This is a genomic window from Nonomuraea sp. ZG12 (assembly GCF_052068115.1).
Classification (GTDB): Bacteria; Actinomycetota; Actinomycetes; order Streptosporangiales; family Streptosporangiaceae; genus Nonomuraea.
The window spans coordinates 266,814-288,537 of sequence record NZ_JBQHCW010000002.1; the positions used below are offsets into that span (position 1 = coordinate 266,814).

The 21,724-nt window shown below is 71.1% G+C and carries 23 protein-coding genes; 9 read left to right on the forward strand and 14 right to left on the reverse strand.

What is annotated here, in order from left to right; all coding sequences use genetic code 11:
* Nucleotides 1-32: 32 nt before the first annotated feature.
* The 3 genes from ACTMTF_RS08300 (at nucleotide 33) to ACTMTF_RS08310 (ending at nucleotide 2,940) form a co-directional block, all read left to right on the forward strand.
* Nucleotides 33-1,160, forward strand: coding sequence for an alpha/beta hydrolase family protein (locus ACTMTF_RS08300; RefSeq protein WP_441110042.1), 1,128 nt, complete (start codon nucleotides 33-35; stop codon nucleotides 1,158-1,160).
* A gap of 98 nt (nucleotides 1,161-1,258) precedes the next feature.
* On the forward strand, nucleotides 1,259-2,242 hold the full coding sequence (locus tag ACTMTF_RS08305; protein ID WP_441110043.1) for a permease: 984 nt from the start codon (nucleotides 1,259-1,261) through the stop codon (nucleotides 2,240-2,242).
* 5 nt (nucleotides 2,243-2,247) lie between these two features.
* Entirely contained in the window at nucleotides 2,248-2,940 is a 693-nt protein-coding gene (locus ACTMTF_RS08310; protein WP_441110044.1) for a TIGR03943 family putative permease subunit, read from the forward strand.
* Between the two features lie 6 nt (nucleotides 2,941-2,946).
* Here ACTMTF_RS08310 and ACTMTF_RS08315 read toward each other — a convergent pair whose 3' ends face one another.
* Genes ACTMTF_RS08315 through ACTMTF_RS08330 form a run of 4 tightly spaced genes read right to left on the reverse strand, consistent with a single transcriptional unit; the run spans nucleotide 2,947 to nucleotide 7,059 of the window.
* Nucleotides 2,947-4,161, reverse strand: a complete 1,215-nt coding sequence (locus ACTMTF_RS08315; protein ID WP_397012854.1) for an MFS transporter — start codon at nucleotides 4,159-4,161, stop codon at nucleotides 2,947-2,949.
* Nucleotides 4,158-5,153, reverse strand: coding sequence for an ABC transporter substrate-binding protein (locus ACTMTF_RS08320; RefSeq protein ID WP_441110045.1), 996 nt, complete (start codon nucleotides 5,151-5,153; stop codon nucleotides 4,158-4,160). Before ACTMTF_RS08320 ends, ACTMTF_RS08315 begins: the two co-directional genes overlap by 4 nt.
* Nucleotides 5,150-5,944, reverse strand: coding sequence for an ABC transporter ATP-binding protein (locus ACTMTF_RS08325; RefSeq protein WP_441110046.1), 795 nt, complete (start codon nucleotides 5,942-5,944; stop codon nucleotides 5,150-5,152). The genes ACTMTF_RS08320 and ACTMTF_RS08325 overlap by 4 nt, the downstream gene beginning before the upstream one ends.
* Before the next feature lie 2 nt (nucleotides 5,945-5,946).
* A complete protein-coding gene (locus tag ACTMTF_RS08330; RefSeq protein ID WP_441110047.1) occupies nucleotides 5,947-7,059 on the reverse strand; it encodes a FecCD family ABC transporter permease in 1,113 nt (370 codons plus the stop codon).
* A gap of 100 nt (nucleotides 7,060-7,159) precedes the next feature.
* Between ACTMTF_RS08330 and ACTMTF_RS08335 the strand changes: the two genes are divergently transcribed.
* Complete coding sequence (locus ACTMTF_RS08335; RefSeq protein ID WP_441110048.1) at nucleotides 7,160-8,290, forward strand: CobW family GTP-binding protein; 1,131 nt, start codon at nucleotides 7,160-7,162, stop codon at nucleotides 8,288-8,290.
* A gap of 54 nt (nucleotides 8,291-8,344) precedes the next feature.
* Here the strand turns inward: ACTMTF_RS08335 and rpmF are convergent, their stop codons facing one another.
* Nucleotides 8,345-8,503 carry a 50S ribosomal protein L32 gene (rpmF, locus tag ACTMTF_RS08340; RefSeq protein WP_441110049.1) on the reverse strand — a complete coding sequence of 53 codons (159 nt, stop codon included), beginning with the start codon at nucleotides 8,501-8,503 and terminating at the stop codon, nucleotides 8,345-8,347.
* Nucleotides 8,504-8,505: 2 nt separating this feature from the next.
* Nucleotides 8,506-8,775, reverse strand: coding sequence for a 30S ribosomal protein S14 (locus tag ACTMTF_RS08345; RefSeq protein ID WP_441110050.1), 270 nt, complete (start codon nucleotides 8,773-8,775; stop codon nucleotides 8,506-8,508).
* 12 nt (nucleotides 8,776-8,787) lie between these two features.
* Between ACTMTF_RS08345 and ACTMTF_RS08350 the strand changes: the two genes are divergently transcribed.
* Nucleotides 8,788-9,615 (forward strand): class I SAM-dependent methyltransferase, encoded by an 828-nt coding sequence (locus tag ACTMTF_RS08350; protein ID WP_441110051.1) that lies wholly within the window; start codon nucleotides 8,788-8,790, stop codon nucleotides 9,613-9,615.
* 56 nt (nucleotides 9,616-9,671) lie between these two features.
* Here ACTMTF_RS08350 and ACTMTF_RS08355 read toward each other — a convergent pair whose 3' ends face one another.
* Complete coding sequence (locus ACTMTF_RS08355) at nucleotides 9,672-10,031, reverse strand: ArsR/SmtB family transcription factor (RefSeq protein WP_397012870.1); 360 nt, start codon at nucleotides 10,029-10,031, stop codon at nucleotides 9,672-9,674.
* Nucleotides 10,032-10,083: 52 nt separating this feature from the next.
* Here ACTMTF_RS08355 and ACTMTF_RS08360 point away from each other — a divergent pair, with 52 nt between their 5' ends.
* Nucleotides 10,084-12,150: a heavy metal translocating P-type ATPase gene (locus ACTMTF_RS08360; RefSeq protein ID WP_441110052.1), complete on the forward strand. Its 2,067-nt coding sequence runs from the start codon at nucleotides 10,084-10,086 to the stop codon at nucleotides 12,148-12,150.
* A 33-nt stretch (nucleotides 12,151-12,183) separates the two neighbouring features.
* Here ACTMTF_RS08360 and ACTMTF_RS08365 read toward each other — a convergent pair whose 3' ends face one another.
* A complete protein-coding gene (locus tag ACTMTF_RS08365; RefSeq protein WP_441110053.1) occupies nucleotides 12,184-13,026 on the reverse strand; it encodes an alpha/beta fold hydrolase in 843 nt (280 codons plus the stop codon).
* Nucleotides 13,027-13,060: 34 nt separating this feature from the next.
* Nucleotides 13,061-13,903 (reverse strand): alpha/beta fold hydrolase, encoded by an 843-nt coding sequence (locus ACTMTF_RS08370; protein WP_441110054.1) that lies wholly within the window; start codon nucleotides 13,901-13,903, stop codon nucleotides 13,061-13,063.
* A 166-nt stretch (nucleotides 13,904-14,069) separates the two neighbouring features.
* On the opposite strand from ACTMTF_RS08370, the gene ACTMTF_RS08375 reads away from it, so the two are divergent.
* Entirely contained in the window at nucleotides 14,070-14,528 is a 459-nt protein-coding gene (locus ACTMTF_RS08375; protein WP_441110055.1) for a MarR family winged helix-turn-helix transcriptional regulator, read from the forward strand.
* Nucleotides 14,529-14,687: 159 nt separating this feature from the next.
* Here the strand turns inward: ACTMTF_RS08375 and ACTMTF_RS08380 are convergent, their stop codons facing one another.
* From ACTMTF_RS08380 to ACTMTF_RS08400, 5 genes are read right to left on the reverse strand one after another with little or no spacing between them, the layout of a single operon-like run.
* Nucleotides 14,688-15,737 carry an LLM class flavin-dependent oxidoreductase gene (locus ACTMTF_RS08380; RefSeq protein ID WP_441110056.1) on the reverse strand — a complete coding sequence of 350 codons (1,050 nt, stop codon included), beginning with the start codon at nucleotides 15,735-15,737 and terminating at the stop codon, nucleotides 14,688-14,690.
* A complete protein-coding gene (locus ACTMTF_RS08385; protein WP_441110057.1) occupies nucleotides 15,734-17,218 on the reverse strand; it encodes an APC family permease in 1,485 nt (494 codons plus the stop codon). Before ACTMTF_RS08385 ends, ACTMTF_RS08380 begins: the two co-directional genes overlap by 4 nt.
* Entirely contained in the window at nucleotides 17,202-17,432 is a 231-nt protein-coding gene (locus tag ACTMTF_RS08390) for a hypothetical protein (protein ID WP_397015987.1), read from the reverse strand. The genes ACTMTF_RS08385 and ACTMTF_RS08390 overlap by 17 nt, the downstream gene beginning before the upstream one ends.
* Nucleotides 17,433-17,452: 20 nt before the next feature.
* On the reverse strand, nucleotides 17,453-18,952 hold the full coding sequence (locus ACTMTF_RS08395; RefSeq protein WP_441110058.1) for an FAD-binding oxidoreductase: 1,500 nt from the start codon (nucleotides 18,950-18,952) through the stop codon (nucleotides 17,453-17,455).
* Between the two features lie 37 nt (nucleotides 18,953-18,989).
* Nucleotides 18,990-20,180, reverse strand: coding sequence for a (Fe-S)-binding protein (locus ACTMTF_RS08400; RefSeq protein WP_441110059.1), 1,191 nt, complete (start codon nucleotides 20,178-20,180; stop codon nucleotides 18,990-18,992).
* Between the two features lie 70 nt (nucleotides 20,181-20,250).
* On the opposite strand from ACTMTF_RS08400, the gene ACTMTF_RS08405 reads away from it, so the two are divergent.
* A complete protein-coding gene (locus ACTMTF_RS08405; RefSeq protein ID WP_441110060.1) occupies nucleotides 20,251-20,991 on the forward strand; it encodes a FadR/GntR family transcriptional regulator in 741 nt (246 codons plus the stop codon).
* A 10-nt stretch (nucleotides 20,992-21,001) separates the two neighbouring features.
* On the forward strand, nucleotides 21,002-21,709 hold the full coding sequence (locus ACTMTF_RS08410) for a PDC sensor domain-containing protein (RefSeq protein WP_441110061.1): 708 nt from the start codon (nucleotides 21,002-21,004) through the stop codon (nucleotides 21,707-21,709).
* Nucleotides 21,710-21,724: the final 15 nt, after the last annotated feature.

Consider the following 21,724-nt stretch of genomic DNA (forward strand, 5'->3'; position numbering starts at 1 on the left):
GTCCGGCGGGGTCGCGCGGCATGGTTGAGCGCATGAAGAAGATCATGGCCGCCAGCGTTCTCGCGCTCTCCGCATCACTCCTGACCCCCCTCGGCACGACCCCGGCCCAGGCCGCCGCGCCCAGGACCGCCCTGCCGGCGCCGACCGGCGATCTCCCGGTCGGCCGGACCGACCTGCACCTGATCGACTCCAGCCGCCCCGACCCCTGGGTCGCCGACCGGAACGTACGCGAGCTGATGGTCACCCTGTGGTACCCGGCGCGTAAGACCAGGGGCAAGACCGCGCCCTACCTCACGCCGAAGGAGTCTGAGCTGCTCATGAGAAGCGAGCCGCGACTCGACGACCTGCCCGCGGACACGCTCGCCAAGGTCCCGACGCACGCCCGCGCCGGAGCGCCCGCGGTGACGCGGAAGGGCGGATGGCCCCTGGTCGTGCTGTCCCCCGGCATGACCATGCCGCGCGCGACCATGACCTCGCTGGCGGAGGAGTTCGCCAGTCGCGGCTACCTGGTGGCGGGGATCGAGCACACCTACGAGTCGCTGGGGACGACCTTCCCTGACGGCCGGACCGTCACCTTCGAGGCCGGAAAGGCCGGTCAGACCCCGGAGACGGGGGCGAAGGTGGCCCGGGTGCGGGCCGCCGACACCGAGTTCGTGCTCGACCGGCTGGGCAGGAGCAAGCGCTGGAACCGGCTGATCGACGAGCGGAGGATCGCGATGGTGGGACACTCGGTCGGCGGCCAGAGCGCCGCCCACCTGCTGCCCGTCTCCAAGCGGATCAAGGCCGCGGTCAATCTCGACGGCACCTACAACCCCAAGACGCCGGCCGAGCCGGTGGACAAGCCCTTCATGATGATCGGCAATCCCCGGCACGCGCCGGAAGCCGGCGGCAAGGACGGCTCATGGGACGCGTTCTGGCCGCACGTGACCGGCGACTGGAAGCGCCGGCTGACCGTCACCGGCGCCGAGCACATGAGCTTCGTCGACTACGCGGTGCTCCTGCCGCAGCTCGGGCTGCCCGTGGCGCCGATGGACGGCAAGCGCTCCATCGCGATCACTCGTGCGTACGTCACCGCCTTCCTCGACCTGCACCTCAAGGGCAAGCGTCAGCCTCTGCTGGACAAGCCGTCGAAGGACTATCCCGAGGTGAAGTTCGGCTAGACCGCGGTGGCCGTGTGACACCCGATGCACGGTTGAATTCGGTTATCAGACCCGCGAAACAGCTGATTTGTCGGGTCTGAACCTGCCAGGATGTGCCAATGTCTGCTCCGCCCTCCCTGGAGGCGCCACCCGCCCCGGCGGATCGCACGGAGCGGCCGCGCATCGCCATGCCCTGGCTGCTCCTGGCCGTCGTCCTGCTTCTGCTGGCCGGCCGTTTCCTGATCGGTCCCCAATCCGCCTCCCCCGCCGTGCAAACGTGGGCCACGATCTTCGTGGCGATCTGCGTCCAGGCGCTGCCCTTCCTGGTGTTCGGCGTCGCCATCTCGGCGGCGATCTCGGCCTTCGTGCCCGCGTCCTTCTGGACCAGGGCGCTGCCGAAGAAGCCGGCGGTCGCGGTGCCCGTCGCCGGGCTCGCGGGAGCCGTGCTGCCGGGTTGTGAGTGCGCGTCCGTGCCCGTCGCGTCCGGGCTGATGTCGCGTGGCGTGGCACCGGCGGCGGCGCTGGCGTTCCTGCTCTCCTCCCCGGCGATCAACCCCATCGTGCTGGTCGCGACCGCGGTTGCCTTTCCCGGCCAGCCGCTGATGGTGGTGGCCAGGTTCGGCGCCTCGCTGCTGGTGGCCGTCACGGTGGGGTGGCTGTGGCTGCGCTTCGGCAGGGCGGACCTGTTGAAGATCCGTAAGCCTCATCACGACTCGTTCGTCGACGCCATGCGGCACGACCTCCTGCACGCGGGCGGCTTCCTCATCGTCGGCGGGATGGCCGCCGCGACGCTCAACGTCGTGGTCCCGCGCGAGTGGCTGACCACGGTGGCGGACGTGCCCTGGCTGGCGATCCTGGTCCTGGCGCTGCTGGCGGTGCTGCTGTCGATCTGCTCGGAGGCGGACGCGTTCGTGGCCGCGTCGCTGACCGCCTTCTCCCCGACGGCGAAGCTCGCGTTCATGGTCGTCGGGCCCATGGTGGACCTCAAGCTGATCGCCCTGCAGGCCGGCACGTTCGGCAGGGCGTTCGCGATCCGGTTCGTCCCGCTCACCTTCGTGCTCGCCGTGGCGGTCAGCGCCGTCGTAGGAGGGATCCTGCTGTGAACCGGATGTCGCAGAACCTCGTGCTCATGCTGCTCGGCGGGCTGATGCTGGGCATCTCCGCCTTCTCCACGGAGTACGTGAACTACGTCAAGGAAGGCTTCCGCCCGTTCCTCATCGCGGCCGGCGCGATCATCGTGCTGATCGGCGCGATCGGGCTCGTGCAGGATCTACGGGGACCGAGCGCCGAGCACGGCCATCACCACAGGGGACCTCGCGTGGCCTGGCTGCTCTGTCTCCCGGCGTTCGTCGTGCTCATGATCGCCCCGCCCGCCCTCGGCTCCTTCGCCGCGAGCCGTACGGAAGCCCCTCCCCCGATCCGGCCTCCGGACGTCATCGAAGCCCTCGATCCGGTCAAGGCCGCCAAGGGCGCGAAGCCGATCGATCTGCCTCTCGGCGAGTACACGTACCGGTCCTGGGAGAAGGGCGGCAAGTCTCTCGCGGGCAAGACGCTGCGGCTGGTCGGCTTCGTCACCCCGTCGAAGAAGACGAACCGGTGGTATGTCACGCGGATGCACATGAACTGCTGCGCGGCGGACGCGTTCGCGATCAAGGTGGCGGTGCTGGGCGTGCCGCAGCCGGCGGCGGACTCCTGGATCGAGGTGACCGGCACCCCGATCAAGATCAAGCCAGACCAGATCCCGCAGATCACCGCCGCCAGCGTACGGCCCGTCGCCCAGCCCGAATTCCCCTACGAGTAGGCCGGCTCACCGGGAGAAGCCGCGACTGGTGGGCACCAGAGCCGCCGCGGCGGGGGCCAGGAAGCACACCAGCGCGCAGGCCGCCAGCACCGGCTCCCAGCCGAAGGCGTCGAGCGCGGGCGCGAGAAAGGCCAGACCGGCGGGGGCCAGGCCGTAGGAGACGAGGAAGTCCAGCGACGACACCCTGGCGAGCAGGCGCGGCTCCACCTCGCGCTGCGTGGCGGTGAACCACGGCACGTTGAACAGCTCGATGCCCAGCCCGGCCAGCGCGTACGCGGCGAACACCACGGCCGGGTGCACCGGCAGCAGCAGGCTGAGCGGAGCCAGCCCGTACAGGGCGAGACCGGCCAGCGCGACCCGCCCCGGCGCGCGCGGCCGCCAGCGCGCCATGAGCGCGGCGCCGGCCAGCGCGCCGACGGTGTACGCGGTGAGCGCCGCCGCCAGCACCGCCTCGGTCCCGTAGCGATCCCGGCTGACCAGCGGCAACGCCACCCCGGTGACCGAGTAGCCGGTGAAGATGACGGCGGCCAGCGCGGCCAGGCCCGCGAGGAACCACGGATGCCGCCGCGCCTCCCGCACGCCCTCGCCGAACTCCGCCACGAACCGGACCCTGCCTCCCACCGGCACGGCCTGGCGTACCCCGCGCGGCGGAAGGAGCGCGGCGATCAGCCACAGCAGGCCCGTACCGGCCAGCAGCGCCCAGGTGTCGAGCACGACCGCCAGCAGCGCGGTGGCCGCCGGCGCGACCAGGGTGGTGACGCGCACGGCCAGGGTGATGGCGGCGTTGGCGCGCTGGCGCTGATCCGCGTCGACCACTTCGGCGGTCAGCGCCTGGAAGGCGGGCCGGCACGCGCCCTGACCGGCGCCGACGACCGCGGCCGCCAGGCTCATGACCAGGACGGATCCGCCGAGACCGAGCGCGATGAACGGGGTGGCCAGGGCGGCGGCCAGGCCGGACCACAGCACCACCGCCCGGCGCGAGTAGCGGTCGGCCAGCACCCCGCCGACCGGTACCGCGACCAGGAAGCCCGCCGTTCTGGCGGCCAGCGCGAACCCCAGCCCGGTGGCGGTGAGCGTCCGGTCGAGAACCGCCAGGCCGAGGATGAACGGCAGCGCCCAGGTCGCCAGGCCGGACGCGGTGGTGCCCGACCACAACCGCAGGAAGGCGGAGTCCCGCAGGACCGATCGGCCGCCGGCAGCGGTCGTGGCCCTGCCGGTCACTTCTTGAGCTCGCGCAGGTACGTGGCGAACCCTTCCAGGCCGTCGATGTTGCGCGGCCCGCTGATGCCCTCGTTGTAGTCCAGGATGTGGAAGCGGTCGTTGACGACGGCGGGCAGCTTGCTGGTGGTGGGGAACTCCTTCAGGAACTTGATCTTCTCCTGGGCGGGCTTGTCCCCGTAGTCGAGGATGATGATGACCTCGGGCTCGGCCTCGACGACGGCCTCCCAGGTGACCTCGCTCCAGCGAGCGTCCAGGTCGCCGAAGACGTTCCTGCCGCCGGCGAAGCGGATGATGTCGTTCGGCGGCACCTGGCCGGCGGCGGTGAAGGGCTTGTCGGTGCCCGAGTCGTACAGGAACACCGGCACCGGCTCGCCCTTGGGAGCCTGGGCTCGCACGGCCTCGACGCGTTCGCGGTAGTCGGCGACCAGGGAGCGGGCCCGGTCCTCGACGCCGAAGATCTTGCCGAGGCGTTCGAGATCGGTGTAGAGGCCCTCGAAGGGCGTCACGCGCTCCGGGTGGCCCGGGTAGTTGAAGCAGGATTCGGTGTGCATGAAGCTCTGGATGTTCAGGCCGTCGAGAATGGCCGGGGTGATGCCGCGCTGGTCGCTGAAGCCCGAGCGCCAGCCGGCGACCACGAAGTCGGCCTTGGCGTCGACGACCAGCTCGCGGTTGAGCAGGTCGTCGCTGAGAAACCTGACCTTGGCGTACTCGGCCGCCCAGGGAGACTCCTCGACCGGCGGGTTGGCCGGCGGCATGACATAGCCGTGGACGTGCCGGGTGAGCCCGAGCGCGAACATCTTGTCCGCGCTGCCGCCCTCGTACACCACGGCCCGCTGCGGGAGGGTGTACGCGACCTCCTGCCCGCACCTCTTGACCGTCACCTTCGCGGCGGCGGCGGAGCCGCCCTCCACCTGAGCACCGCACCCGGCGAGCAGCAGCGTTCCCGCCAGGATCGAGGCGGCCAGCGGGCGGGGACGAAACAGAGTGATCACGCGGGGGTTCCTTCCATGGGTTCGGCCGAGCTCAGGTCGTAGAGCACCTGGGGGACTCCGGTCAGCGGATGCGGGACGACCGTCGCCTCGACGCCGAAGACGTCGCGCAGGAGTGTCTCGGTGAGGACCTCCCGCGGCGTCCCGGAGGCGACGAGGCGTCCCTGGGACAGCACGGCCAGCCGGTCGCAGGCGGAGGCGGCGAGGTTGAGATCGTGCAGCGTGACCAGCACGCTGAGCTCGCTCTCCCTGAGCATCGCCAGCAGCCGGATCTGGTGGTGCAGGTCGAGGTGGTTGGTCGGCTCGTCGAGGATCAGCACCTGCGGCTCCTGCACCAGGGCGCGGGCCACCAGGACCCGCTGGCGCTCGCCGCCCGACAGCGACAGCACGCCGCGCCCGGCCAGGTGCAGGACCTCCATGCGGGCCATGGCCTGACGGCACAGCTCTCGCTCGCGGGCGGTGAGCGCCTGGTTGCCGCGCAGGTGCGGGGCACGGCCGAGAGCGACGATCTCTTCGACGGTGAAGTCCAGGTCGGCGCTACCCTCCTGGGTGAGCGCGGCGATCAGCCGGGCGCTGTCGCGCAGCGGCATCCGGGCCAGGTCCGCGCCGTCGATCCGGACCGCACCGCCCGTCGGCCGTAACGCCCGGTAGACGCACCGCAGGGCGGTCGTCTTGCCCGACCCGTTGGGACCGATCAGTCCCACGATCTGCCGCGTGTCGACCGCCAAGCGCAGATCGTGTACGAGGGCGGCGCCGTCGATGGAGACCGAGATCTCGTCCAGCAGCAGGCGCATGGTCAGCGTCCTCCGAACAGGTAGCCGCGGCGGCGCAGCAGCGTGACGAACACCGGGACGCCCACCAGCGCGGTGATCGCGCCGATGGGCAGCTCCCTGGGCGCCACCAGGGTCCTGGCCACCAGATCGGCCCACACCATGAAGATGGCCCCGACCAGCGGCGCGATCGTGAGCACGCGCACGTGCGCCGCGCCGACCCACAGCCGCACCAGGTGCGGCATCACCAGGCCGACGAAGCCGATTGCGCCGCTGACCGCGACCATCGCCCCCGTGGCCAGCGAGGTCAGCACGAACAGCCCCCGGCGCAGCCGCGCGGTGTCGACGCCCAGGCTGAGCGAGGTCTCATCCCCCAGCGCCAGCACGTCCAGGCTGCGGCCGAGCCGGCGCAGCACCACGGCGGAGACGACGACGGCGGCCGTCACGACGGGCAGCGATCCCCAGGTCGCCGCCCCGAACCCGCCCATCGACCAGAACAGCACCGTGCTGGTGGCCTCACCGTCGGGCACGAAATAGACGATCACGCTCATCACGGCCTGGAAGCCGAACGCCATCGCCACCCCGGTCAGCACCAGCCGCAGCGGCATCAGGCCACCGGCGCCCCGCGAGGCCAGGTAGACCAGCGCGGAGACCAGCAGCGCCCCCAGGAAGGCGCCGGCCGACACGGCGTAGATCCCCAGCACGGTGAGCGCCCCGGAGACGCTGACCGCCACCGCCCCCGCCGACGCGCCCGAGGACACCCCCAGCACGAACGGGTCGGCCAGCGCGTTGCGCACCATGGCCTGGATCGCCACGCCGACCGCGCTGAGCCCCGCGCCGACCAGCACCGCGAGGATCACCCGCGGCGTGCGGACCTGCCAGATGATCTGGTAGGCGGTCACCTCATCGGCCTTGATGGACCCGCCGGTCAGAGCCGCCCACAGGTAGCGCAGCGTCTCCCCGGGAGGCACGGCCGCGGCGCCCAGGCCGATCGCCAGCAGCACCGACACCCCGAGGACGCAGACGAGCAGGACGACGATCAGGGGCAGCGGCCATGCCGTGGATCGAGGGCCTTCGGTGCCGGGGCCGGCGGGGTGCGGTTCAGCCGCCGGAGGGGCTGCCGCGGAGAACGATCTCAAGGACGACTCCGATAACGAGAATCATTTTCGTAGACGATAGCACCCTCCTTTATGCGAGGATGACGACAATGATTTTCATTTCATATCAGAGGAGGCCCTCGTGCCCATCCCCGTCGCCCTGATCGCGGGCCTGCACGGCAACGCCCGGACCGCCGCGGTCGATCGGCTGCTGCGGCGCCATCCGGGAGCCGTCGCGATCCACCACGACCTGCGCTCCATCGGCGCGGGCCGGGTCGAGCGCGTGGTCCGGGACGTCTCCGGCGTGCTGGACCTGGCCCGGGTACGCCTGCCGCACGGCTGCGTGACCTGCGCCGTGCGCGAGGACCTCCTGCCCGAGCTGCTGCGCCGCGCCGCCACCGCCTCCCTGCTGATCGTGGACCTGTGGGACTCGGTCGAGCCGCGCCCGGTGGCCGAGGCGCTGGCCGGGCAGGAGGTCTCCGAGCGGCTCCGGCTGGCGTGCGTCCACACCGCGCTGGACGCCGAGCACCTGCCCGTGGACATCTGCCGGGGCGACCGGCTCAGCGAGACCGGCCACGCGGCGGGCCGCGACCGGCGCTACCTCGCCGAGGTGCTGGCCCGGCAGATCGAGTACGCCACCAGCCTGTCCCTGCACGGCGGCGACGCCGAGGACACCGAGCTGTCGGCCGCCGTGCTGGGCCACCTGGCGCCGCACACGCCGATCCGCCCCGGACCCGAGATCTCCGATGCCACGCTCCTCGTGCACGAGCTGGCCGAACGCGTCGCCCCGGCCACCGCCCAGCTCCCGGCGGACGCCCGGACGGGCGAGATCACCACGGTCGTCTGGCGCCGCCTGCGCCCGCTTCACCCGGGACGGCTGTTCGACGCCATGGACGAGCTGGTCACCACCACGGTTCGCTCCCGTGGCCGGTTCTGGCTGGCCAACCGGCACCAGCGCATGCTGGCCTGGGACGCCGTGGCCGGCGCGATCTCCGTCGAGGACGCGGGGCCGTGGCTGGCCGCGCTGCCCGAGGCGGCCTGGGACCTCATCGCGCCGGCCCGGCGCGCCGCCGCCGCCCTGGACTGGAACCCGATCATCGGCGACCGGGTCCAGCATCTCGTCCTCACCGGACCCGACCTCGACCGGGACCGCATCGTCTCCCTGCTCGACTCGTGCCTGATCGGCCGCCACGATGCCCTGCCCGGCGCCGCTGAGTGGGCCGTCCTCGACGACCCGTTCGGCCCGCTGCTCGACCTGAGCGAGAGCTCGTGAACCGTGCGCGCGGCCTCCCCGAGTGCGGGTTTGGCCACGGCCGCCGGGGCCTCATCAGGGCGTGATCAGTCCCCGCTGGTAGGCGCGGACGAGGCGGCGGGGCACGAGTAGCTCGCGTCCGTTCAGGGTGATCGGCACCAGGGCGGTGGCCTTCCATTGGCTGCGGCGGTGGCGGGTGTTGCTGCGTGAGGTCTTGCGCTTGGGTACGGCCATGGTCACCAGCTCGCTTTCGTGATGCCGGGCAGCTCTCCTCGGTGGGCCATCTCGCGGAAGCGCACCCGGGAGAGCCCGAATTTGGTCAGGTGCCCGCGCGGCCGTCCGTCGACGGCGTCGCGGTTGCGGACACTTGTCGACGGTCTTGATCCCTCTGGCGCTGAGGGTGAGCCGCACGTAGCGGCCCTCGCCGGGGATTCCAGTTTCGAGTTCCGGTGATGAGACTGTGCCATGATGACGACAATGGTTTTCATTGCAAGGCTAGGCTCCATGGAGGCATCCTCATGACATCTGCCGGCATCGGCACGGTCTTCGACAGCGCCGCCGCCGAGTACGCCGAGGTCTCACCGTGGCTGTGGGACCGCATCGGAGAGGCGGCGGTCACGGCCGCCCGGATCCGGCCCGGCGAACGCGTGCTGGACCTGTGCTGCGGCGTGGGCTCCTCGGCCATCCCGGCCGCGAAGGCGACCGGGCCGCAGGGGCACGTGGACGCCGTCGACCTCGCCGGCGAGCTACTCGCCCACGGCCGGCGCCGCGCGGCGGGCGAAGGGCTGCGCAACACGCGCTTCGTCCAGGCCGATGCCACCGCCTGGGAGCCCGGCCAGGGCAGCCTCTACGACGTGGTGCAGTGCGTTCACGGCGTGTTCTTCCTGCCGGACATGGACGCGGCGGTCTCCCGTCTGACCAGGCTGCTCCGCCCGGGAGGACGCCTGGCCATCACCACGTGGGCCGAAGGCGCGATGGAGGGCTTCGGCCGGCTGCTCGCCGAGGCAGTCTCGCGCGTACGGCAGACCCCCGTAGGTCCGCCCGGCGGCAAGCAGGCCGCGTCCCGGATCGACACCGAGGAGGAGCTGGCCGGATGGCTGACCGCGCGGGGGCTGACCCGGGTCACCGTCACCAGGTCGCCTCTGCGGGTCCCCCTGGACGCCGCGCTCGCCTGGCGGATCGCGCTCGGCAGCGGCTTTCGCGGCATGCTGACCGGCCTGCCCGAGCCCACCGTCGAACAGGTGCGCACGACCTTCGTGCACCTCCTCGGCGAACGCCGAATGGACGAGCTCGACGCCACCTCACTCATCGGGACGGGCACTCCCGCCACGCCCCCACCCGCCTGAATCTCATCACCGGCCCCACCCGCCTGACCTCGTCACCGGCCCCGCCCGGCGTGCCGTCAGGAGGCGGCCGTCTCCTCTGCCGTGCGCGATGGCTGGTCGCGGTCGAAGTGATCGGCGTGGAACAGCCCTTCCGACAGCAGGCGGCGTACGTGCTCGTCGGCGGCGCTGTAGTAGACGAAGGTGCCCTCGCGGCGGCCCTTGACCAGACCCGCCAGGCGCAGCTTCGCCAGGTGCTGGCTGACGGCGGTGGGCGCGGCGTCGGCGAGCTCGGCCAGGCAGGCCACGTTGGACTCACCCTGCAGCAGCGCCCACAAGATCTTGATGCGGGTGGGGTCGGACAGCAGCCGGAACGACTCGGCCGCCAGGTGCACCTGCTCCTCGTTCGGCATGTCGAGGTCCGGCAACGACGTGTGCATGCCCCAAGCCTACTCCTTCCTATCTGCGCAGATGCGCATATACGCTGATACGGTGACAACGAAGCTGAGCACCCCCATCGGCAGTGATCTCGCCGCGCCGCCACCCTCACGAGCCCTGTCGTCGTGGCGGGCGGGGATGTGGTCGCTGCCCGAGGTGCGCTGGGCGGCCATCGCGACCGTGCTGTTCGCGGCCGGTGGCATCAGTCAGCTGGCCGGCGCGCCCGCCTGGCTGTGGTGGGGCCTGTATCTGGCCTGCTACGCCGCCGGCGGGTGGGAGCCGGGACTCGCGGGCGTGCGGGCGTTGCGCGAGCGCACGCTGGACGTCGACCTGCTGATGGTCGCCGCCGCGATCGGCGCGGCCTCCATCGGTCAGGTCTTCGACGGCGCGCTGCTCATCATCATCTTCGCCACCTCCGGCGCGCTGGAGGCGCTGGCCACCAAGCGCACCGAGGACTCCGTACGCGGGCTGCTGAATCTGGCCCCCGAGCAGGCGAGCAGGCTGAGCCCCGGCGGGCGGGAGGAGGTCGTCGAGGCGGCCGTCCTCCAGGTGGGTGAGACGATCCTGGTCCGGCCCGGGGAACGGATCGGCGCCGACGGCCAGGTGCTGTCCGGCGCCAGCGCCGTGGACCAGGCCGGCATCACCGGCGAGAGCCTGCCGGTCGACAAGCAGCCTGGGGATGAGGTCTTCGCCGGGACGGTGAACGGCACCGGCGCGCTTCGGGTGCGGGTGACGCGACCGGCGAGCGAGACGGTGGTCGCCCGGATCGTGGCCATGGTGGAGCAGGCCAGTGCCACCAAGGCGCGCACCCAGTTGTTCGTCGAGAAGATCGAGCAGCGCTATTCGATCGTCATGGTCGCCGCCACTGTGGCATTGTTCGCGCTGCCGCTGCTGTGGGGCACGCCGGTGCAGGACAGTCTGCTGCGCGCGATGACCTTCATGATCGTCGCTTCGCCCTGCGCGGTGGTGCTGGCCACCATGCCGCCGCTGCTGGCCGCCATCGCCACCGCCGGGCGGCACGGCGTGCTGGTCAAGTCGGCGGTGGTGATGGAGCAGCTGGGCACCGTCACGGCGGTCGCCTTCGACAAGACCGGCACCCTGACCGAGGGCCGCCCGCACCTGACCGGCGTGCACGTCCTCCCCGACGCCGGCCTCACCCCCGACCGGCTGCTCGCGCTGGCCGCCTCCGCTGAGCAGGATTCGGAGCACCCGCTGGGCCGCGCCGTGGTGGCCGCCGCCCACGCGGCGGGGCTGCCCGTGACCCAGGCCCACGAGTTCGCCTCCGAACCCGGACGCGGCGTGCGGGCCCACGTCGAGGGCCTCCACATCGAGATCGCCAGTCCGGCACACCTCCTCACCGGCAGCGAGGACACCCGTCCAGCACGCCTGCTCCCCCGTAGGGAGGACGGAGGTGTCGGCCCGCACGGTGCGGACGGAGGCGTCGGCCGGCTGGTCGATGAGTTGCAGGGGGGTGGGCACACGGTGGTGGTCGTGCGGGTGGACGGTGTCCCGGCCGGGGTGCTGGCCCTGGCCGATCGGATGCGGCCCGGCACCGCCGAGGCCGTGGCGCACCTGACGGAGCTGACCGGCTCCGCGCCGGTGCTGCTGACCGGCGACAACCCGAGGGCCGCGGCCAAGCTGGCCGCCGAGGCCGGAATCGGTGAGGTCCGCGCGGACCTGCTCCCGGAGGACAAGGTCAGCGCGGTGCATGAGCTGCAGGCGGCCGGCTGGCGGGTGGCGCTGGTCGGCGACGGCGTCAACGACGCCCCCGCGCTGGCATCCGCCCACGTGGGCATCGCGATGGGCCGCACCGGGTCCGACCTGGCACTGGACACCGCCGACGCGGTCATCACCCGCGACGAACCGGCCACCGTCCCGGCCGTCATCGCGCTGGCCCGGCGGGCTCGCCGGCTGGTGATGGCCAACCTCGCCATCGCCGCCACCTTCATCGCCGTGCTGGTGGCCTGGGACCTGTTCGGCGATCTGCCGCTGCCGCTGGGCGTGGCCGGGCACGAGGGTTCGACCATCATCGTCGGCCTCAACGGACTGCGCCTGCTGCGCGACGCCGCCTGGCGTCGCGCAGCAGGCACGAGGGAAAGCCGCACTCGGACCCGCCGCTGAGATCTTCGTGCACGCTCCGTACCGGTGTTTCGCTCAGTTCCGCAGGAAGGTCAGCAGTGCCTCGTTCACCTCGGTGGCGTGCGTCCACAGCAGGCCGTGGGGCGCGCCGTCGATCTCCACATAGGTGGCGGCGGGGAGCATGGCGTGGAAGGGGCGGGCGGTGGCGTCGATGGGCAGGATGCGGTCGGCCGTCCCGTGCACGATCAGGGCGGGCACACCGGAGCGGGCCAGCGCGGCCACGTCCGCCCGGAAGTCGGTGGTCCAGGTCGGCACCGCCGCGACCGAGGCGTACGCCGACGCGCCGGCCGCGACGTTCCAGCTCTGCCGCAGGGCCGCCTCGCTGATCCGGCTCCCGAGCGTCTCGTCGGTGTTGTAGAAGTCGGCGTAGAACGCGTCGAAGTAGGCGTAGCGGTCGGCGGTGACGGCGGACAGGATGCCGTCGAAGACCGACTGGTCCACGCCGGTCGGATTGTCGCCGGTCTTGAGCAGGAAGGGCTGCAGCGCGCCCAGGAAGGCGACCTTGCCGACCCTCTCGGTGCCGTACGTGCCGACGTATCGGGCGACCTCGCCGCTGCCCATGGAGAACCCGGCGAGCACGACGTCGCGCAGATCGAGGGTGCGGAGCAGGATGTCCAGGTCGGCGGCGAAGGTGTCGTAGTCGTAGCCCTTCGTCGGCCCGCTCGACCGGCCGAATCCGCGCCGGTCGTAGGTGATCACCCGGTGTCCGGCGTCGAGGAGTGCCGCGACCTGCTTCTCCCAGGAGTGTCCGTCGAGCGGATAGCCGTGGATGAGCACGATCGGCCGGCCGGAGCCGTGGTCCTCGTAGTAGAGCCGGATCGGCGTGGTGTTCTCGGTGCCTACGGTGATGTGAGCCATGGTCGTACGAGCCTTTCGGGAAGAGGTGGGCGGGTCAGCGCTGAGCGGCCGCGCGCTCGATCAGGTCGGCCACGGCGTCGCTCCTGGAGACCAGGACGGCGTGGGAGGCGTCCTTGACCTCGACGACCGCGCGGGCGTCGGCGCGCTTGGCCATGAAGTGCTGGGCGGCGGCGGGGATGTTCTTGTCCCCGGTCGGGATCAGCGCCCAGGAGGGAATGTCCTTCCAGGCCGGGGCCGCGGAGGCCTCGTTGAGCGCGGCGGCGGTGATGGGACGCTGGGTGGCGGCCATCAGGCGGGCGGTGCGGGCGGGCACGTCATGGGCGAACTGCTTGCGGAACTTGCTCTGCTGGACGTAGAGGTCGGTTCCGCCGCCGGCCAGCGGGACCTCGTGCAGGGTCTCGCCGAGCGTGCTGCCGGGATACTTGCCGGCCAGGTCGGCTGCGCTCTCACCGCTTTCGGGGAGGAAGGCCGCGACGTACACCAGGGCCTTGACGTTGTCGTTGCCGCGCGCGGCGTTGGTGATGACCGCGCCGCCGTAGGAGTGTCCGGCCAGGACGACCGGGCCCTTGATGCTCTTGAGCAGATCGGCGGTGTAGGCGGCATCACTGGCCAGGCCGCGGAGCGGGTTGGCCGTGGCGATGACGGTGTGGCCGCGGCGCTGCAGGCGTTCGGCCACACCGTTCCAGCTGGAGGCGTCGGCGAACGCGCCGTGCACGAGCACCACGGTGGGCTTGGCCGTGCTCGGTGTCGCGGCGGACGCGGCGGTCGTGGTGTTCGTGGCTGTCGTGGCCGACGCGGCGGGCGCGGCGGCTGCGACGGCGAGAAGGGAGACCGCGCCTGCGAGCAGGGCGGTGACGGGGCGGCGGAAGCGGGCCATGACTGGGCTCCTCGAGTTGTCCTGCGCTTCGGAACACGATGAACCCTAGCCGATTGAATCGTGTGCGAGGTAGTCGTATGCGATGTGCTCTCGCTCACAATGGGCGTGGTCGTTTTAATCGCCTGCGATTTAGTCGGGCGGGCCCGATCTCGGCTAGGCTCACGTCATGGGACCTGATACCGAGGACGACACCGGGCCGCTGGCGGCGATGCTCTGCTTCGACCTGTACGCCGCTTCGCGCAGCGTCACGTCCGTCTACCGCACCCTGCTCGACCCGCTCGGCCTGACCTATCCGCAATATCTGGTGATGGTCGTCCTGTGGCGGCACGAGGAGTGCACGGTCCGCGAGATCCTGCAGGAGCTTCAGCTCGACTACAACACCGTCTCCCCGCTGCTCAAACGGCTGGAGATGCGCGGCCTGCTGATCCGGCGCCGCCGCCCCGACGACGAACGCTCCGTCACCGTGGCCCTCACCGACGAGGGCCGGGAGATGCGGGAGCGGACCCGCCACATCCCGGAGATCATCGGTGAGGCGATGGGGATCGACGGTCCCACGATCACCAGGCTGCAGCAGATCCTGCGCACCATCACCACCTCCGCCACCGCCCGCGCGGCAGCGAGCTGACTCACCCCGCGGTCCCGTTCTACTGGTGGAGACGGCGCATCCCGGCGCGTCCGTGCACCGGGGGCGGCATTCCGTCCCGTTCCACCGTGGGAGAACGGCGCGTCTCACCGCGTTCTGTGCTGCGGAGGGGGACGGCGGGGCCCGCCGTCCCCCTCCGGGTCAGGCGAAGGCCGGCATGATCTGGTCGTGGATCAGCCGGAGCTGGGTGTCCACGTCGGCCACCTCGGGCAGTTCCCGGCCCATGAACTGCTTGACCAGCGTCGCGTCGGTGACGGCGAGGATCATGTGGTTGACGCCCGACGGCTCGATCTCGCGCTTGATCTTGGCCACGCACTCCTCCGGCGTGCCGGCGATGGACAACCGCTCCCCCAGCTCGGGAGTGGTCAGCTCGATCGCCCTGGCCAGGTCGCCGGCGCCGAGGGCGTCGACGATCGGCTTCATCGCGCCCGGGTCGACGCCGTTGCGTTCGAGCTGCTCGGCGGGCATGGACGAGGCGTAAAGGCCCACCATGCTGCGAGCTGCCTCCTTGGCCACGGCCGAGTCCGGGCCGGTGGCGAAGACGACCCAGGCGCCGATGTCCATCGACGAGGCGTCCTTGCCCGCCCGCTCCGCGCCGGCCGTGAAGTGCTGGACGAGGTAGTCGTAGGCCTCGCGGGTGTAGCTGAGCGCGTGGTGCACGCCGTCGGAGTGCTCGCCGGCCGCCTGGAAGGAGCGCGGTCCACGCATCGCGCCGAGCTTGACCGGCACGCGTTCCTGCACCGGACGGGCGAAGGTGAACAGGCCGGTGTACTTGAAGAACTCGCCGTCGAACGTGATCGCGCCGTCGTCCAGCAGCGTGCGCACCACGTACGCCGCCTCCTTCACCCGCGACAACGGCTTGGTGACCGTCCAGTCGATGTTGTACTGCGCGAGCAGCCCGAAGTTGCCGCTGGACAGCACCACCTCGGCGCGCCCGTCGCTGAGCTCGTCGAGGGTGGCCGCCGCCTGGGCGATCAGGGTCGGCTCCCGCAGCACCACCGACGACACGCTGGGCCCGAACCTGATGCGGGACGTCTGCTGCGCCGCGGCGGCGAACAGCAGCCACAGGTCCTTGTGCCAGGTCTCGTCGGCCGCGTAGCAGGCGTGGAAGCCGAGCTCGTCGGCCAGGCGAATGGACGCCAGCGAGTCCCGCAGCGGATAGTCCGGCAGCATCACGTAACTGAACTTCATCGTGCGACCTCCTGAGGGATGGCGTCGCCCGAGGGGGCGTCGCCCTTGTCGTGCGGCTTGGCGACCAGCAGGTAGATCAGCCCGGCGGCGACCACCACCAGCCCGGACAGAGCCACCAGGTAGTCGTCGTACCAGGGGGCGTCGGGCGTCCTCGGCCAGGCCATGTTGACGATGGCGAGCACCCCGTAGAGCAGCGCGGCCACGTTGACGGCGAGGCCCGCGCGCCCCAGCGTGAACGGTCCTGACGGGCGCCAGCCGCGTAACCTGGCCCGCAACGCCGCCAGCACGACCATCTGGAAGCCCAGATAGATGCCGAGCACCGCGAAGGAAATGATCTTGATGAGGGCGTCCTCCGACACGATGGAGCCGAGCACGACCAGCGCGGGCACCACGGCGGCGGCCAGGAGCGCGTTCGGCGGGATGCGCCTGGCCGGGGAGAACCTCCTGAACGCGCGGCTGCCCACGATCATGTCGTCGCGGGCGTAGGAGTAGAGCAGCCGGCTCGCCGCCGCCTGCAGGCTGAGCGCGCACGACAGGAACGACAGCAGCACCACGCCGAGCACGACCTTGAGGCCGGTGGCGCCGAACGCGGTGGTCAGCACGTTCGTGACGGGGTCGGCGTCGGCGCCGGAGACGACGACGGCGAAGTCGGGCACCGCGAGCAGCAGCGCCAGGCAGACGAACGTCGCGGCGGCGCCGCCCACGTAGATGGTCATGCGCATGGCCTTGGGGATGCGCCGGGTCGGGTCGGGCACCTCCTCGGCCACATCACCGCACGCCTCGAACCCGTAGTACTGAAATATCCCAATAAGTCCGGCGGCCAGGAATGCCACGAAATATCCGGACTCTGACCCTGCGCCGAACGAGTCGAACAGCACCCCGAGCCCGTGGTGCCGCTGGGTGAGCAGCAGCCACCCGCCCACGGCCAGCGCCCCGACCAGCTCGGCGGTGAACCCGATGATCGCCGCCAGGGCCAGCGCCCTGGTCCCCGCCAGATTGATCGCCAGCGCGACGCCGAGAATGATCAGGGCGCAGAGGATCGTGTTCCCTGAGCTCACCTCGATCCCGAGAAGGGCGGACAGGTACGGTCCCGCCCCGTACGCCACACTCGCGATCGTGACCAGCAGCGCGACCAGGTACACCCAGCCTGTCATCCAGGCCCACCGCCGCCCCCACAGCCGCCTGGCCCAGGGGTAGATGCCGCCGGTCAGCGGGTACTGCGAGACGATCTCACCGAAGACGAGCGCCACCAAGAACTGCCCGGCGCCCACGATGACCAGGCTCCAGATCATCGGCGGCCCGCCGAGGGCCAGCGACGAGGCGAACAGGGTGTAGATCCCGACCACGGGAGACAGGTACGTGAAGCCGAGGGAGAAGTTGGCCCACAGGCTCATGTCCCTGCGGAACTCGGAGGTGTAGCCGAGGTCGGACAGCCGGGAGTCGTCCGCCGGACTCAGCGGGGCGTCATTCGTCGAGGTCACGGAGGAGCTCCTCGCCGGAGATCACTGTGTCGGCGAAGTGCCGGTGCATCCAGGCCAGGTGGTCGGCCCGGGACCGGACCAGGCGCAGGGTGTCCCAGTTGGGGAAGGTCTGCTGCGTCACATGCTCGGCCATGAGGCCGGGCTCGACCTCGTAGACGTGCTCGAACCGGGTGATCGCCACGTCGCTCACCCGCTGGGCCGGCGGAGGCGACATTTCCTCTTGATAGCGATATTTCATGATTTCTCCGCGTACGCCTGGTCCAGCAGGTACTTGCCGGGATTCATGATGTTGTTCGGATCGATGGCCCGTTTGATGGCGAGCATCACGTCGTACCCGCCGCCGAGTTCGGCGGGGACCAGGTCCACCTCGCCCTCGCGGCACGAGCCATGACACGCGCTGATCGAGCCGCCGTAGGCCAGCGACACGGCGGCGAGGTCGCGCTTGGCCCGCACCCACGCCGCCCAGGCGGCGTCGTCGAGCCGCTGCTCCCAGATGCCGATGTCGATCTCGGTGAGGTAGTCGGCGCCGGTCGCGCCGTTGGTGTAGGCGAACATGCCCCAGTCGTCGAACACGTCGCTCTCACGCCGCAGCCGGTCGGCGATCTCGTGCCAGGCCAGTCGTACGGCGGGCAGGTTCGTGTAGTTGATCGAGGCGTCCTCGCAGTGCCAGCTCATCGGGGCGACCTGGCCCGATCGGGTGCGGCCGTGCAGCGGCGTGGCGTACCTGTCGTGCCTGGCCGCCCAGTCGCCCTGCGAGATCTCGTCGCCCAGGTAGCGGGCGCCGAGCGAGCGGGCGATGCGCAGCAGCCTCCTGCCGCCGGCTCGGACCTCGTCCTCGTAGCCGTACATCGCGGCGCACACCAGCGCCTTCACCGACGACGGCTGCGGGATGTAGGCCTCGTCGTCGCGCCGCAGGTAGTCGACCTTCCACTCGTCGAACAGCACCGCGCCGGCGAACGTGGCCACGCCCGCCCGCGCCAGCGCGCCGACCGCACGGTAGGCGCTGTCGTAGTCCTCGAACGCCCAGAACGGCGAGAACTCCGCCTCCGGCTTGGGGAACAGCTTGAGCGTCGCCTCGGTGGCGATGCCGAGGGTGCCCTGATGGCCCATGAACAGGTGCTTGAGCTGGTATCCGCTGGAGCTCTTGGTGATCTTGCGGCCGATGCCGTCGCCGACGTGGATGACGCGGCCGGACGGCAGGACGTGGTCGAAGCTGAGCACCAGGTCGCGGCTGTGGCCGTAGCGGGAGCCGATCAGTGACCAGCCGCTGGTGCCGATCCGGCCGCCGACGAGTGAGCACGGATAGGACGCCGGATCGTCCGGATATATCAGGCCATGTTTGGCTAACACCTCGTTGAGCTTGAGCGCATTGATGCCGGTGCCGACCGTACAGGTGCGGTTGTCGAGGTCGATCTCCCTGATCTGGTCGATCCGCTTGACGTCCACCACGATGCCGCCGCGCAGCGGCACCGCGCCGTCGGTCAGCCCGGTGCCGCCGTCGCGCGGCACCACCGGGATCCGCAGGCTGTCGGCCAGCCTGAGCACCTCCGCGACCTCTTCCGTGGAGCCCGGCAGCACGACCAGGTCGGGCATCCGCTCCGCCCACCGGTGCACCGGGAACGGCGCGGGCACGCGCGCCCGGTTGAGCCGGTCGGCCTTGCCGGTCAGCACATGCTCGCCGCCGAGGATCCCCCGCAGCTCCGCCAGCACGGGATCCCCGATCACGACGCTCATGACGCCGCCTCCGGCCCGCGACCGCCGAACCACCCGCTCATGGCGCCACCCCCAGCGACTCGGCCAGCAGCTCGTGCAGGTCCACGACGTCGATCGAGCGTGCCTCACCGGCCTCCGACAGCGGCCGCTCCGACCACGGGCAGGCGCTGACCAGCGTGTCCACGCCCAGCTCGGCGGCCTTGCCGATCCGCTGCTCGCTGATCTTCGCGGTCAGCTCCGGCTTCTCCACGGGCAGCCCGCCACCGCCGCCCGAGCAGTACGACCACTGCGTCACCCGGTCCACGTCATGGAAGGTCAGACCGGGAATCGCCCGCAGGATCTCCCGCGGCTCCCGCCAGACGCCCTTGCGCTTGTTGAGCCGGCACGGGTCGTGGTAGGTCACCGTACGCTCGACCGGCACGTGCGGCGTCAGCCTGCCCTCCCTGATCAGCTCCGCCAGCAGCTCCACGACCAGCACGATCTCGATGTCGTACGCGTCGCCGAAGTATTTCGGATAGTCCTCGGTGAACGTGATGTAGTCGTGCGGGTCCAGCACCAGCACCCGGCGCACCCCGGCCGCCCGCCAGTCGTCCAGGTTGTGCCGGGCGAACCGCCGCGCCTGCTCCTCATAGCCCATCTCGGCCGCCGGGCCGCCGCAGCACCACTGCTCGTTCATCAGCCCGAACTCATACCCGGCGAGCCGCAGGATCCGGGCCACCGAGCGCGGCACCGAGGTGCGGTAGAAGGCCGCCTCGCAGTCGACGAACAGGATGGTCTCCCCGCCGATCGGCAGGTCCAGCCCGTCGGCCCAGTCACGCACCCGCGCCTGGTCGACCGGTGTGCCGTTGAGCACCGGCTCGTGCCCGCGCTCGTCGGTGAGCAGGTTCCAGCGCTGCCAGCCCGGCTGGTGCACGCCCTGCGAGACGGCCAACCCGCGCACGGCCTTGACCAGGTCGACCGTACGGGTGCGGAAGCGGTAGAAGTCGCCGGTGAACAGTGAGTTGGGGCAGCGCAGCTCGCACGCGCCGCATCCGGTGCAGTTGACGTAGTCGGCCGCGACGTCCGCGACCTCGAGCTCGCCCTTCTCCATCGCCACGACGTTGGCGTGGAAGGCGGTGGGACTCCAGGACTCGTTGCGCGTGACCTGCATGACGGGACAGACCTCGCGGCAGAACTTGTGGCCTGAGGAGAAACAGTTGTAGGCGGCATCGCGCCACTCCTCGGCGAACTCCTTCTCGGGATCCGGCATGTGGCCTCCCTAAGGCGGGTTGCGGTTAAAACTATGAGTTCATATTTCAAATGGCAATATGCTGGAGCGTGTGAGTCAGCTCCCCAAGGCGGCGATCTTCGCCCCGCTCGACGACGGTTCCGGCCGGGTGGAGGTCGTGGCGCGCCGGCTGGCCGAGGCGATCGCGCTCGGCCTGATCGCCGACGGTGACCAGCTCCCCGCCGAGCTGGAGCTGGCCAACGCGCTCAACGTCTCCACCGTGACGCTGCGCGCGGCCCTGGCCGCGCTGCGCGAGCGCGGGCTGGTCGAGACCCGCAGGGGGCGCGGCGGCGGCACGTTCGTGCTCGCGCCCGCCGCCCCGTCCACGGCCCGGCTGCGCCGCCGCCTGCGCGAGCTCAGCACCTCGGAGCTCCGCGAGATCGGCGACTACCGCTCCGCGATCGCAGGCACCGCCGCCCGGCTGGCCGCCCTGCGGGCCTCCGCCGACAACGTCACGCGGCTGCGTCAGATCCTCGGCCGCCTTGAGGCGGCCACCTCGGTGGACGAGCGCCGCCGCGCCGACGGCCGCTTCCACATCGAGGTCGCCGCCGCCGCCCAGTCCGTACGGCTGACGCGCGCCGAGATCGACATCCAGGCCGAGGTGGGCGAGCTGCTCTGGCTCCCGTACGGAGAGGCGGTCGACCCCCGGGACACGGCGCGCAGCCACGCCCAGGTGATCGACGCCATCGAGGCCCGCGACCCGGCGCGCGCCAGGTCGATCACCGAGGAACTCATCGACAAGGGGATAGAACGTCTGATGGAGTTCCATTGGCGGCTCGTCGCATCCGAGTGAGGAGGCCACGATGAGTGATCGGCACGTCGGTCAGGTGGCGGACCGGGTCCACACGATCGTCGCGGACATCTTCGGCTCGCTGGATCGCATCCTGGCGAGCGTCGTGACCTGTTATCGCGCCTCCGGGTCGTTCGCCTGCGCCGACCTGGCCACGGTCCGGCCGGAGATCTTCGCCTGCCTGAGCAGGACGAACGAGGTGGTGGCCGGGGCCGGCGTGATCGTCGCGCCCGGTGTGCTGGCCGACCGCAGGCGGTGGCTGGAGTGGTGGCAGGCGCCGCCCGAGCAGGATCCGATCTTCCTCGACGTGGACCTCGACCCGGACAGCCTCGGCTTCTACGACTACACGGCCGCCGCCTGGTTCGCGGTGCCGGAGCGCACCCGCCGCCGCCACATCGTCGGCCCGTACGTCGACTACGGCGGCACCGACACGTACATGCTGACCTTCACGGCGCCCGCCGAGGTGGACGGCCGCTTCCTCGGTGTGGTGGGCGCCGACGTGCGGGTGGCCAGGTTCGAGGCGCTGCTGCTCGGCGTGCTGGCGGCGAGCCCCACGCAGATCACGCTGGTGAACGGCGAGGGCAGGGTGGTGGCGACCAACTCCCCGCGCCTGCCCGCCGGCTCCCTGCTCCCGGACCCGGGATCGGATCGGCTTCCGTTACCGGAGTTGCCGTGGAGCATCGTCACGTCCGTCAGGGACCGCGCGATCAGCCCCCTGTGAACTGTTTCTGGTCCG

Coding starts and splice junctions, on each gene's coding strand:
- ACTMTF_RS08305 (WP_441110043.1), top strand. CDS start 1,259: ATGTCTGCTCCGCCCTCCCTGGAGGCGCCACCCGCCCCGGCGGATCGC.
- ACTMTF_RS08395 (WP_441110058.1), bottom strand. CDS start 18,952: ATGAGCGTCGTGATCGGGGATCCCGTGCTGGCGGAGCTGCGGGGGATC.
- ACTMTF_RS08355 (WP_397012870.1), bottom strand. CDS start 10,031: ATGCACACGTCGTTGCCGGACCTCGACATGCCGAACGAGGAGCAGGTG.
- ACTMTF_RS08380 (WP_441110056.1), bottom strand. CDS start 15,737: ATGAAGTTCAGTTACGTGATGCTGCCGGACTATCCGCTGCGGGACTCG.
- ACTMTF_RS08375 (WP_441110055.1), top strand. CDS start 14,070: ATGGGACCTGATACCGAGGACGACACCGGGCCGCTGGCGGCGATGCTC.
- ACTMTF_RS08390 (WP_397015987.1), bottom strand. CDS start 17,432: ATGTCGCCTCCGCCGGCCCAGCGGGTGAGCGACGTGGCGATCACCCGG.
- ACTMTF_RS08410 (WP_441110061.1), top strand. CDS start 21,002: ATGAGTGATCGGCACGTCGGTCAGGTGGCGGACCGGGTCCACACGATC.
- ACTMTF_RS08400 (WP_441110059.1), bottom strand. CDS start 20,180: ATGCCGGATCCCGAGAAGGAGTTCGCCGAGGAGTGGCGCGATGCCGCC.
- ACTMTF_RS08350 (WP_441110051.1), top strand. CDS start 8,788: ATGACATCTGCCGGCATCGGCACGGTCTTCGACAGCGCCGCCGCCGAG.
- ACTMTF_RS08325 (WP_441110046.1), bottom strand. CDS start 5,944: ATGCGCCTGCTGCTGGACGAGATCTCGGTCTCCATCGACGGCGCCGCC.
- ACTMTF_RS08300 (WP_441110042.1), top strand. CDS start 33: ATGAAGAAGATCATGGCCGCCAGCGTTCTCGCGCTCTCCGCATCACTC.
- ACTMTF_RS08365 (WP_441110053.1), bottom strand. CDS start 13,026: ATGGCTCACATCACCGTAGGCACCGAGAACACCACGCCGATCCGGCTC.
- rpmF (WP_441110049.1), bottom strand. CDS start 8,503: ATGGCCGTACCCAAGCGCAAGACCTCACGCAGCAACACCCGCCACCGC.
- ACTMTF_RS08310 (WP_441110044.1), top strand. CDS start 2,248: ATGTCGCAGAACCTCGTGCTCATGCTGCTCGGCGGGCTGATGCTGGGC.
- ACTMTF_RS08345 (WP_441110050.1), bottom strand. CDS start 8,775: ATGGAGCCTAGCCTTGCAATGAAAACCATTGTCGTCATCATGGCACAG.
- ACTMTF_RS08370 (WP_441110054.1), bottom strand. CDS start 13,903: ATGGCCCGCTTCCGCCGCCCCGTCACCGCCCTGCTCGCAGGCGCGGTC.